The sequence below is a fragment of the Oceanisphaera sp. IT1-181 genome (assembly GCF_033807535.1).
Taxonomy (GTDB): domain Bacteria; phylum Pseudomonadota; class Gammaproteobacteria; order Enterobacterales; family Aeromonadaceae; genus Oceanimonas.
This window is the reverse complement of sequence record NZ_CP136856.1, coordinates 3,475,946-3,487,500: the sequence shown is the minus strand read 5'-3', so window position 1 is coordinate 3,487,500 and position 11,555 is coordinate 3,475,946. Positions and strand designations below refer to the sequence as shown.

The window sequence follows — 11,555 nt, the reverse complement described above, 5'->3', positions numbered from 1 at the left end:
CTGGGGTTGGATCACCTCCTTACCTTAACTCAACGTCTGTTGAGTGTTCACACAGTTTGCTTGATAAGAAAGAGTGACTTAATCGCATAGGCGTAAGCCAGTGCGATTTTTTGCCCTCAGATAGATGGTTTTAACCATATCCTGAGGGTGAAGAAACGGTTTGGGTCTGTAGCTCAGTTGGTTAGAGCGCACCCCTGATAAGGGTGAGGTCGGTGGTTCGAATCCACCCAGACCCACCAAATTCAATAACGTTGAGTTTGGTGTAAAACACAAAGCTAAGAACTAAATGGGGCTATAGCTCAGCTGGGAGAGCGCCTGCCTTGCACGCAGGAGGTCTGCGGTTCGATCCCGCATAGCTCCACCATTTAGTGCCAAACCGAAGTTGAGACATCAAAGTAATAGACTGCGTGCAGTTTACTCCTTTGATTTCTAACGAAGTCACGCTCTTTAACAATCTGGAAAGCTGATAGAAATAATTTGTAGTTCTTGATACGCAAGTGTCTTAGAAATTCTTGGCGAAATAGTGTTGTAAGCATCAGTCACTGATGCAAACGACCCCGCTTAGAGAATTGTTTTTATACTGTCTAAGGTTCGCTTTTATAAAGTGGGCTTTTAGACGAGCGTTAGCAACGCGAGTTCGAGGCGCGATCTTAAACGAGTGCTTGAGCATAGTTTTCTATGTGATAGCACGAGTGAGAGTCGCAACGAAGAAATCGCTCAGCAAACGCCGTATAAAACACACTTCTTGGGGTTGTATGGTTAAGTGACTAAGCGTACACGGTGGATGCCTTGGCAGTCAGAGGCGATGAAGGACGTGCTAACCTGCGTTAAGTACGGATGAGCTGGTAAGAAGCGCTTGAGTCCGTAATATCCGAATGGGGAAACCCACTCTACTTAGTAGAGTATCGTTACATGAATACATAGTGTAACGAGGCGAACCGAGGGAACTGAAACATCTAAGTACCTCGAGGAAAAGAAATCAACCGAGATTCCCCTAGTAGCGGCGAGCGAACGGGGACCAGCCCTTAAGCATTCTTGGCGATAGTGGAATGGTCCTGGAAAGACCAGCCGTAGTGGGTGATAGCCCCGTACACTAAATTGCCTTTAATGTGAAATCGAGTAGGACGGGACACGTGATATCCTGTTTGAATATGGGGGGACCATCCTCCAAGGCTAAATACTCCTGACTGACCGATAGTGAACCAGTACCGTGAGGGAAAGGCGAAAAGAACCCCTGTGAGGGGAGTGAAATAGAACCTGAAACCGTGTACGTACAAGCAGTGGAAGCCCACTTGTTGGGTGACTGCGTACCTTTTGTATAATGGGTCAGCGACTTAATTTTAGTAGCAAGGTTAACCGTATAGGGGAGCCGTAGGGAAACCGAGTCTTAACTGGGCGAATAGTTGCTAGGATTAGACCCGAAACCCGGTGATCTAGCCATGAGCAGGTTGAAGGTTGAGTAACATCAACTGGAGGACCGAACCCACTAATGTTGCAAAATTAGGGGATGACTTGTGGTTGGGGGTGAAAGGCCAATCAAACCGGGAGATAGCTGGTTCTCCCCGAAATCTATTTAGGTAGAGCCTCGGACGAATACTTACGGGGGTAGAGCACTGTTTGGGCTAGGGGGTCATCCCGACTTACCAACCCCATGCAAACTCCGAATACCGTAAAGTACTATCCGGGAGACACACGGTGGGTGCTAACGTCCATCGTGAAGAGGGAAACAACCCAGACCGCCGGCTAAGGTCCCAAAGTCATAGTTAAGTGGGAAACGAAGTGGGAAGGCTCAGACAGCCAGGATGTTGGCTTAGAAGCAGCCATCATTTAAAGAAAGCGTAATAGCTCACTGGTCGAGTCGGCCTGCGCGGAAGATGTAACGGGGCTAAACTATGCACCGAAGCCGCGGATGCACTCTTTATTGAGTGCGTGGTAGGGGAGCGTTCTGTAAGTCTGCGAAGGTGTGTTGTGAAGCATGCTGGAGATATCAGAAGTGCGAATGCTGACATGAGTAACGATAATGGGGGTGAAAAACCTCCACGCCAAAAGACCAAGGGTTCCTGTCCAACGTTAATCGGGGCAGGGTGAGTCGACCCCTAAGGCGAGGCTGAAAAGCGTAGTCGATGGGAAACGGGTTAATATTCCCGTACTGACGTGTACTGCGATGGGGGGACGGAGAAGGCTAAGTGAGCCAGGCGTTGGTTGTCCTGGTGAAAGGGTGTAGGCAGCGTGTTTAGGTAAATCCGGACGCGCAATGCTGAGGCCTGAGACGAAATCGCTACGGCGGTGAAGTCACTGATGCCCCGCTTCCAGGAAAAGCCTCTAAGCTTCAGGTACACGTGAATCGTACCCCAAACCGACACAGGTGGTCGGGTAGAGAATACTAAGGCGCTTGAGAGAACTCGGGTGAAGGAACTAGGCAAAATAGTACCGTAACTTCGGGAGAAGGTACGCTGAGGCATGTGAAATCCCTTGCGGATGGAGCGTGACTCAGCCGCAGTGACCAGGTGGCTGGAACTGTTTATCAAAAACACAGCACTGTGCAAACTCGTAAGAGGACGTATACGGTGTGACACCTGCCCGGTGCTGGAAGGTTAAATGATGGGGTTAGCCTTCGGGTGAAGCTCTTGATTGAAGCCCCAGTAAACGGCGGCCGTAACTATAACGGTCCTAAGGTAGCGAAATTCCTTGTCGGGTAAGTTCCGACCTGCACGAATGGTGTAATCATGGCCACGCTGTCTCCACCCGAGACTCAGTGAAATTGAATTTGCGGTGAAGATGCCGTATACCCGCGGCTAGACGGAAAGACCCCGTGAACCTTTACTATAGCTTGGCACTGAACATTGGCCCTACATGTGTAGGATAGGTGGGAGACTGTGAAGTAGTGACGCTAGTTGCTATGGAGTCAACCTTGAAATACCACCCTTGTATGTCTGATGTTCTAACGTAGGCCCCTTATCGGGGTTGCGGACAGTGCCTGGTGGGTAGTTTGACTGGGGCGGTCTCCTCCTAAAGAGTAACGGAGGAGCACGAAGGTTGGCTAAGTACGGTCGGACATCGTACGGTTAGTGCAATGGCATAAGCCAGCTTAACTGCGAGACGGACAGGTCGAGCAGATACGAAAGTAGGTCATAGTGATCCGGTGGTTCTGTATGGAAGGGCCATCGCTCAACGGATAAAAGGTACTCCGGGGATAACAGGCTGATACCGCCCAAGAGTTCATATCGACGGCGGTGTTTGGCACCTCGATGTCGGCTCATCACATCCTGGGGCTGAAGTCGGTCCCAAGGGTATGGCTGTTCGCCATTTAAAGTGGTACGCGAGCTGGGTTCAGAACGTCGTGAGACAGTTCGGTCCCTATCTGCCGTGGGCGTTGGATGATTGAGAGGAGCTGCTCCTAGTACGAGAGGACCGGAGTGGACGAACCCCTGGTGTTCGGGTTGTATCGCCAGATGCATTGCCCGGTAGCTACGTTCGGAATCGATAACCGCTGAAAGCATCTAAGCGGGAAGCGAGCCTCAAGATGAGTCATCCCTAGGGCTTTACGCCCTCTGAAGGGCCGTTGGAGACTACAACGTTGATAGGCAGGGTGTGTAAGCGCAGCGATGCGTTGAGCTAACCTGTACTAATTACCCGTGCGGCTTAACCATACAACACCCAAGAAGTGTGAGACCTTGCGGTCGAGAACTACCAAACAAATTATTCAGATTAGCGTACTCAACAGTACGATAATCAAAATTCAGCCTTCCAGATTACAATTTATGCCTGGCGGCCATAGCGCTGTGGAACCACCTGATCCCATGCCGAACTCAGTAGTGAAACGCAGCCGCGCCGATGATAGTGTGGCAGCTGCCATGTGAAAGTAGGTCACTGCCAGGCAACATATTTAGCTGATATAGCTCAGTTGGTAGAGCGCACCCTTGGTAAGGGTGAGGTCCCCAGTTCGAATCCGGGTATCAGCACCAGTTATAAAAACAGTTTTGTTTGATTGCCATAGCGTTGTGGAACCACCTGATCCCATGCCGAACTCAGAAGTGAAACGCATCCGCGCCGATGATAGTGTGGCAGCTGCCATGTGAAAGTAGGTCACAATCAAACACTTATTACTAAGCCCCGCTCAATGAGCGGGGCTTTTTGCTTTCTGGATGATGAAAAATACTCTTTTCACGCCACACGCCACACGCCACACGCCACACGCCACACTATTTTTTTCTCCCGACTCTTTTCTTTTAACATTCGCACTGGGCGGTATTTGATGACCGCTATCATGGTGTTTGATTGTGACAATGCATATCATGGTACGACGGACGACAGGGATGAGTCTTGAGGGTAGAAAGAGTGATCAAGATCACCTTTTTATGGGGTGCTTTACTGCAGAATAGGTAATAACTGGTATTTTATCTGCATGTTAACTTTTGTTAGTATTAACAATGGTTTCATTTTGTTAGGCAGATAACTTATTCGTAAGCAGTCAGAATAACAATGTGAGCAAAATGAACAATAAACAAAATCAAATAGACGTTAAAGACGTCACTCCGGCTGTGCGTTCGCACCGGCCCACCGACGACGGTCATATCTATGTTCGCGCGCAAAAAGGACAATGGCAGAGACTGCGGAAATATCTAGGCTGGGTGTTGATGTTACTCTTCGTTGCAGCCCCTTGGATGACTTGGAATGGCCGTCAGGCGCTGTTGTTTGATGTAGAACAACAACGCTTTCAGATCTTTGCCGCCACCATCTGGCCACAAGATCTCACCTTGCTTGCCTTGCTGTTAATGGTCTCTGCCGTCGCTTTGTTTTTTGTGACCACCTTTTTAGGCCGAGTGTGGTGCGGTTATGTATGTCCGCAAACCGTGTGGACCTTTATTTTCATTTGGTTTGAAGAAAAGCTCGAAGGCACTGCTAATAAACGCCGAGCTTTAGATAAAGCACCTTGGAGTTTTAATAAAATCTGGCGTAAAACAGCTAAACATGTGGCTTGGCTGGCGGTATCGCTGCTCACCGGTTTTACGTTTATTGCCTTTTTTGTTCCTGCCAAAGAATTGGCGTTAGAGCTAGTCACCTTTTCTACCAGTTTTTGGGTTGGGTTTTGGGTGCTGTTCTTTGCTTTTTGTACCTACGGCAATGCGGGCTGGATGCGCACCATTATGTGTACGCATATTTGCCCTTATTCGCGCTTTCAGTCCGCTATGTTCGATAAAGACACCTTTACGGTCAGTTATGATGTCGAACGCGGTGAAGCAAGAGGGCCGCGCCCGCGCAAGGCCGACCCCAAAGAATTGGGCTTAGGTGATTGCATCGATTGTAACTTGTGTGTGCAGGTTTGCCCGGCCGGCATTGATATTCGCGATGGCCTGCAATATGAGTGCATTAACTGCGGCGCTTGTGTGGATGCATGTGATCAAACCATGGATCGCATGGGGTATGAGCAAGGCCTGATCAGCTATACCACTGAGCATAAATTACAGTATGGCGTGACGCATGTGGCGCGACCTAAACTGATTGGTTATGGCATCGTAATCACAGTGATGACGGCGGTATTTATTTATATGGCCTCCAGCATAATGCCCATGGGCATAGAGATAATTCGAGATCGTAACCAACTTTATCGCGAAACCAGTGAAGGCCTAATTGAAAATACCTACACCATGAAAATCATGAACAAAACCCTAGACACCGAAGTCTATCGCTTGGATGTGGAAGGCTTGAAGGATGTGACTTGGATTGGCCCTAAGGAAGTGAAAGTGCGCGGCGGTGAAATCTTGAGCTTACCGATTAGCCTAGCGACCGACCCTTACTTGTTATCGTCACCGGTGAGTGATGTCACTTTTGTACTGACTCATACCGGTTTAGCAGAAGGTGACCGTAAGGCTATCTTACGTAACAAGAGTAAGTTCTTTAGTTCGTTTAACTGATAAACTCAGTCACTAAATAGTGAAGACCGTCGCTCAAGCTGCGGTCTTTTTTTGGAGCCTTATGAATTATTATGCACTCACGCCTGACGTGATAGTCGATGCCATGATGAGTATTGGCCTCCATGTAGACTCTGGTCTGATGGCGTTAAATAGCTATGAAAACCGCGTCTATCGCTTTAAAAGCGATCAAGACGGCGCCTTAGTGGCTAAGTTTTATCGGCCGCAGCGCTGGAGCCAAGCGCAGATCCAAGAGGAACATGACTTTCTGTTTGCCTTAGCTAAGGCAAAGGTGCGGGTGGCCTTGCCTTTGGTGCGTGAGCAACAGAGTGTGTTTGTTTTTAACGATATGTTGTTTGCGGTGTGGCCGGCGGTGGCGGGTCGCCAATTTGAAGCCGATAACTTAGATCAGCTAGAAGCACTGGGCGAGCAATTGGGGCGGCTACATCAAGTAGGTGTAACCTTTCCATTACTGCACCGACCGACATTGAGCACCGACGATTATTTGTTGCGTGCTCGTAAGGTGTTGGCGACGGAGGCCCAGATTCCGGCGAAGTTAAAAGATGAATTTTTTAAGCGCTTAGATGCATTGATTGCTCGCACTTGTGTTTTATACCAACCTAAGCAACAGCTCACCTTGCACTGTGACTGTCATGCCAGCAATATTTTGTGGCATGATGGGCCTTGGTTATTGGACTTCGATGACTGCCGCACCGGACCTGCAGTACAAGATCTGTGGATGATGCTTAGCGGTAGCCGCCAAGAGCAACTGATGCAGCTGGATACGCTATTGGCGGGCTATGAAAACGTACGTGAGTTTGATAGTAGTGAATTGGCGTTGATTGAGCCGTTGCGGGCGATGCGCATGGTTAACTATATGGCCTGGTTGGCTGCGCGTTGGTCTGATCCGGCTTTTCCTGCTAATTTTCCGTGGTTTAATACCCCAGACTATTGGCAGCAGCAGCTTGGCGTGCTCGATGAACAATTACAGCTGCTCGCCGCACCACCATTATCCTTGACCTCGTGGAACTAGTTACTTAACTTGAACCAGCTTTTATTAAATGGGATTGATTATGAAAAAGTATATTTTTATCGTGTGTGCCTTACTGATGGCTCCTTTAGCGAATGCGGCTAGCGATTTTAAGGAAGGCGTTGAGTATAAAGTAGTACAAGAAGTGGCCAGTAATGAGCCTGTGGTAGCGGAGTTCTTCTCTTATGTTTGCCCTCATTGCGATAGCTTTGAGCCGTTGATGGCCAAGCTTGAAGAGCGCATTCCTGATATGCAGCTGAAAAAGATCCCCGTTGCTTTCTTGGGTGGAGATATGGGCCCAGTATTGCAGCGCGCTCATGGTGCCGCTACCTTATTGAAAGCAGAAGATAAAATAACGCCAGTGCTGTTTGATGCGATGCTGCGGGCAAAGAAAAAGCCCAATAATATTGCGGATATTAAAACGTTATTCTTGGCTAATGATATTACAGAGAAAAAGTTTGATAGCGTAATTAATAGCTTTGTGCTGAATGGCATGATTGGCCAATACGATAAAGCCACTCAACGCTTTGATATACGCAGCACACCCACTGTGATAGTAAAAGATAAATATGAGCTTGATATGAGCGAAATTGGTTCAGAAGAGCGTTTTTATCAAGTAGTAGAATACTTGCTAACTAAAGATTAATATTTATTAGTTAAGTAAATGAAAAAGCCCATGATACACATCATCATGGGCTTTTTTAATTGCGTTACTAAGCTTGTTGTTTGTTAATAGAGTGAACATTGTGAAACGCATCTTCTTGATAATTCTTATCTTGTTGTTGCCAATGGAGAGTCGGTAACTGGAATAAGTAGAACTTATCTCGGCTTGCGCCTGATACAAAGCCCATTCCTTTCAGCGTTAATTCATAGTGAATGTCGTTCACAAAGTCTTGGTTGAAATACTGTCGACTAGATAAGGTAGTGACGTCGTCTCTGCTTAAATAGACGCCCTCGGGCACGTTCTTAAAGCGCTCGTGCAACCAAACTGCAAACTCCTTTGCACTTTTCATAATTCACTCCTTATTATTATTTATGCCACCTCTTTAATTATAGCAGTTTAAAACTGTAGCTGCTGTATGAGTCTGTCCATGGCTCGATACCCTAGCGCTTCAATTAAGTGTTGACGGCTAATGTCTGTTTTATGTTCTAAGTCAGCTATGGTACGCGCCACGCGGATTAATTTATGCCAAGCGCGGATAGAGAGTTTCATACGATGCAGCGCCTGTTCTAGAAATTCTGCATCCGCTTGGTTTAGTGGGCAATAGCGCTCTAATTCTGCGGCACTCAAGCGGGCGTTGGTTTTGCCGGCGCGAAGCAGTTGTCGTTCACGGGCGGCCAGTACCCGTTTACGAATCTCGGCAGACGACTCAGCTTTGGCTCTGGGCCTGCTCAGTTCGCCGGGTGGCAGTAAAGACACCTCTACCGATAAATCAAAGCGGTCTAAGAAGGGCCCGGATATTTTATTGAGGTAACGCAGAATTTGCTCCGGCGAGCTGCGGCTGTAGCCGTCTTGATAATGGCCACAGGGGCTGGGGTTCATGGCGGCGATTAATTGAAAGCAGGCAGGAAAAGTCACACTGCGGGCGGCGCGCGCAATCGAGATGACATGAGTTTCGAGGGGCTCGCGCAAAGCATCCAACACGCGGCGTTCAAATTCGGTGAGTTCATCTAAAAATAATACCCCATTATGAGCCAGTGAAATTTCTCCGGGCCGAGGAAAGCTGCCACCACCGACTAAGGCTACCGCAGAGGAAGAATGATGAGGTTGGCGAAAGGCGCGTAACCGCCAAGTGTGTGGTTTCAGGTTTTCGCCACAAATAGAGCGAATGGCGGCGATTTCTAAGGCTTCCTCTTCATTCATGGCGGGTAATAAACCGGGCAAACGGCTAGCCAGCATGCTTTTTCCGGTGCCGGGCGGGCCCAAGAGCAACAGGTTGTGTTGACCGGCGGCGGCTATTTCTAGGGCGCGTTTACCGCCTTCTTGGCCGATCACGTCACACAAGTCGCTAATGTGCTCTGGTTCTTGCTCCACGATGGCGCTGGGAGTGATTAGCTCAGCTTCTTGGCGTAACCAAGCGGTAATCGTTAACAGATGGCTGGCCAGCCTTGCAGGGCTCGGTTGTATCATGCCTGCTTCAGCGCCGTTATCGACGGGCAATATGATAAAGCGTTGGCTATCGCGCGCCGCCAATACGGCCGGTAAGGCGCCTTTTATCGGCCTTAAAGCACCGGTGAGGGCAAGCTCGCCTAAGAACTCCAGCTTATCTAGATTGGCGATGGGAATTTGCCCTGAGGCGGCTAAAATTGCCATGGCGATAGGTAAGTCGAAGCGGCCGCCTTCTTTGGGTAAATCTGCCGGTGCCAGATTGACGGTAATGCGCCTAGCTGGGAACTCAAAGCCAGAATTTAATAGCGCACTGCGTACTCTGTCTCTGGCCTCTTTGACCGTAGTTTCAGGTAAACCCACGATATTAAAGGCGGGTAAGCCATTAGCAAGGTGAGCTTCCACGGTAACTAAGGGCGCGGCCACACCTAAACTGGCGCGAGCAAAAACTACGGCGAGTGACATCCTAGTCTCCCTGATATTTTGTTTCTGATAATTAAATATTTGCAGTTTTTTTAACTAGCTTTCCCTTGCTGTTAAGTGGCTCATTTAGGTTTGGCGATCAAGAAAGTCTTGTTTAGTCTAGCTCATCATGCTAGTTCTATAGGCCTGCTTGAGTAGATGGTTCTGGCTCGACACCCTATTGAGAGAACGGTGAGATGAATTTCTTAGACTATTTCGTCAACATTATTGTGGTCCTAGTGGTGATTATTATATCTCCGCTCGGGGTACTTTGGTCTGACGAAAAATAACTTCACCGACAGACGAAACGTAAAACCCCCGAGCACATCGCTCGGGGGTTTTTTTTTAACCGGCTTTGGTACTAACAGATGGACAGTAATAAGATGAATGGCGCACAGTATATCGTTCAAACCTTAAAACAGCAGGGAGTCACCCAAATCTTCGGTTACCCCGGCGGCGCTATTATGCCGCTTTATGACGCCTTGTATGATGGTGGTGTAGACCATCTGTTGTGCCGCCATGAGCAGGCCGCCGCGTTGGCTGCTGTGGGTTATGCCAGAGCCAGTGGTCAGGTAGGTGTGTGCATGGCCACCTCTGGCCCTGGCGCCACTAACCTGATCACAGGTCTGGCCGATGCCATGCTCGATTCTATCCCTCTGGTGGCCATTACTGGCCAAGTGCCGATGTCGGCCATTGGTACCGATGCCTTCCAAGAAGTGGACGTGCTCGGCATGTCGTTGTCGTGCACTAAGCACTCTTACTTAGTGGAAAATGTGGAAGACTTAGGTGCCATTATTGCCGAGGCATTTGAGGTGGCGCGCTCCGGTCGCCCGGGACCTGTGCTGATTGATGTGCCAAAAAATATCCAAATGGCCTTAGTCGAGCCTAAAACCACACCCACTTTCAATACGGATCCGAACCCATTAGACGCGCAAGCACTGGCCGAGGCGCAGCAGTTATTGGCTAATGCCAAGCAGCCTATTTTGTACGTGGGCGGCGGTGTGGGCATGGCGAATGCGGTGGAAGAATTACGTGCTTTTGCCACGCGCACCGGGATCCCTATGGTGACCACGCTTAAGGGCATCGGCACTCTGGATCCGGATGACGAACTGTTTTTAGGCATGCTCGGCATGCACGGAACAAAAGCCGCCAATCTGGCCGTTCAACAGAGTGATCTGCTGTTGGTGGTAGGCGCACGTTTCGACGACCGCGTAACCGGTAAACTGGACGCCTTTGCCGTGAATGCCAAGGTTATCCACCTTGATAAAGACGCCTCCGAATTTGGTAAGGTGCGCCACGCCCAAGTAAGCATTAATGCCGAACTCGCCACCGTGCTCCCTTTGCTCGCTAATGCTAAAATAAGCGCCGATAAACTGGCCATAGACCCATGGCGCGAGCACTGTAAGACCCTTAAAGCTGAGCATGCTTGGCGCTACGATCATCCTGGTGCCGCTATTTATGCGCCTTTGATGTTAAGCCAGTTGAGTGCCGCCTTAGATGACAGCGCCATGGTCAGCTGTGACGTAGGCCAGCACCAAATGTGGGTGGCGCAACATATGCGTTTTACCAGCCCGCGTAATCATCTGAGTAGCTCAGGCCTTGGCACCATGGGCTTTGGTTTGCCCGCCGCCATTGGCGCCAAGCTGGCTCGCCCTCAAGATGAGTCGGTATTAGTATCCGGTGACGGTTCTTTTATGATGAACGTACAAGAGCTGGGCACATTGAAGCGCGCCCAGTTACCGGTGAAAATGGTGTTGCTCGATAACCAGCGCTTAGGCATGGTGCGCCAGTGGCAAGAATTGTTCTTCGATGGTCGTTACAGTGAAACCATTTTGAACGATAACCCGGATTTTGTGGCCATGGCGGCCGCCTTTGATATTCCGGGTGAAACCATTACCTGTAAAGCAGACGTAGAGCCTGCCATACAGCGCATGCTGGCGGCTGATAGCGCTTATTTATTGCATGTGCGAATTTCTGAGCAAGAAAACGTTTGGCCCTTGGTGCCGCCCGGCGTTCCCAATGATCAGATGATGGAGAAGTAAAT

The 11,555-nt window shown here is 49.3% G+C and carries 6 protein-coding genes, 3 tRNA genes and 4 rRNA genes (1 of these 13 cut by a window edge); 11 read left to right on the top strand and 2 right to left on the bottom strand.

Features of this window, described 5'->3' with window-relative positions:
- The 10 genes from R0134_RS15490 to R0134_RS15445 form a co-directional block, all read left to right on the top strand.
- Positions 1-22: ribosomal RNA gene (locus R0134_RS15490) — 16S ribosomal RNA — on the top strand (it extends 1,521 nt beyond the left edge of the window).
- Positions 23-162: 140 nt separating this feature from the next.
- Positions 163-239: transfer RNA gene (locus tag R0134_RS15485), tRNA-Ile, on the top strand.
- A 49-nt stretch (positions 240-288) separates the two neighbouring features.
- Positions 289-364 (top strand) — tRNA-Ala (locus R0134_RS15480).
- Positions 365-757: 393 nt separating this feature from the next.
- Positions 758-3,650: ribosomal RNA gene (locus R0134_RS15475) — 23S ribosomal RNA — on the top strand.
- A 114-nt stretch (positions 3,651-3,764) separates the two neighbouring features.
- A 5S ribosomal RNA gene (gene rrf / locus R0134_RS15470) occupies positions 3,765-3,879 on the top strand.
- A gap of 10 nt (positions 3,880-3,889) precedes the next feature.
- Positions 3,890-3,965, top strand: a tRNA-Thr gene (locus tag R0134_RS15465).
- An 18-nt stretch (positions 3,966-3,983) separates the two neighbouring features.
- Positions 3,984-4,098: ribosomal RNA gene (rrf, locus tag R0134_RS15460) — 5S ribosomal RNA — on the top strand.
- Together the 16S, 23S and 5S rRNA genes with 3 tRNA genes alongside form the textbook arrangement of a ribosomal RNA operon.
- 395 nt (positions 4,099-4,493) lie before the next feature.
- The gene (gene ccoG / locus R0134_RS15455) at positions 4,494-5,915 is read left to right on the top strand and encodes a cytochrome c oxidase accessory protein CcoG (protein WP_319782832.1); all 1,422 of its coding nucleotides are present in this window, start codon (positions 4,494-4,496) and stop codon (positions 5,913-5,915) included.
- 61 nt (positions 5,916-5,976) lie between these two features.
- Positions 5,977-6,945, top strand: coding sequence for a serine/threonine protein kinase (locus R0134_RS15450; RefSeq protein ID WP_319782831.1), 969 nt, complete (start codon positions 5,977-5,979; stop codon positions 6,943-6,945).
- A 40-nt stretch (positions 6,946-6,985) separates the two neighbouring features.
- On the top strand, positions 6,986-7,588 hold the full coding sequence (locus R0134_RS15445) for a thiol:disulfide interchange protein DsbA/DsbL (RefSeq protein WP_319782830.1): 603 nt from the start codon (positions 6,986-6,988) through the stop codon (positions 7,586-7,588).
- 67 nt (positions 7,589-7,655) lie between these two features.
- On the opposite strand, the gene R0134_RS15440 is transcribed toward R0134_RS15445, so the two are convergent.
- Together R0134_RS15440 and R0134_RS15435 are read right to left on the bottom strand one after the other, a co-directional pair.
- Entirely contained in the window at positions 7,656-7,955 is a 300-nt protein-coding gene (locus tag R0134_RS15440; protein ID WP_319782829.1) for a hypothetical protein, read from the bottom strand.
- A 47-nt stretch (positions 7,956-8,002) separates the two neighbouring features.
- Positions 8,003-9,514, bottom strand: a complete 1,512-nt coding sequence (locus R0134_RS15435; protein ID WP_319782828.1) for a YifB family Mg chelatase-like AAA ATPase — start codon at positions 9,512-9,514, stop codon at positions 8,003-8,005.
- Positions 9,515-9,894: 380 nt separating this feature from the next.
- On the opposite strand from R0134_RS15435, the gene ilvG reads away from it, so the two are divergent.
- A complete protein-coding gene (ilvG, locus tag R0134_RS15430) occupies positions 9,895-11,553 on the top strand; it encodes an acetolactate synthase 2 catalytic subunit (RefSeq protein WP_319784392.1) in 1,659 nt (552 codons plus the stop codon).
- Positions 11,554-11,555 lie beyond the last annotated feature (2 nt).

Coding starts and splice junctions, on each gene's coding strand:
- ccoG (WP_319782832.1), top strand. CDS start 4,494: ATGAACAATAAACAAAATCAAATAGACGTTAAAGACGTCACTCCGGCT.
- R0134_RS15450 (WP_319782831.1), top strand. CDS start 5,977: ATGAATTATTATGCACTCACGCCTGACGTGATAGTCGATGCCATGATG.
- R0134_RS15445 (WP_319782830.1), top strand. CDS start 6,986: ATGAAAAAGTATATTTTTATCGTGTGTGCCTTACTGATGGCTCCTTTA.
- R0134_RS15440 (WP_319782829.1), bottom strand. CDS start 7,955: ATGAAAAGTGCAAAGGAGTTTGCAGTTTGGTTGCACGAGCGCTTTAAG.
- R0134_RS15435 (WP_319782828.1), bottom strand. CDS start 9,514: ATGTCACTCGCCGTAGTTTTTGCTCGCGCCAGTTTAGGTGTGGCCGCG.
- ilvG (WP_319784392.1), top strand. CDS start 9,895: ATGAATGGCGCACAGTATATCGTTCAAACCTTAAAACAGCAGGGAGTC.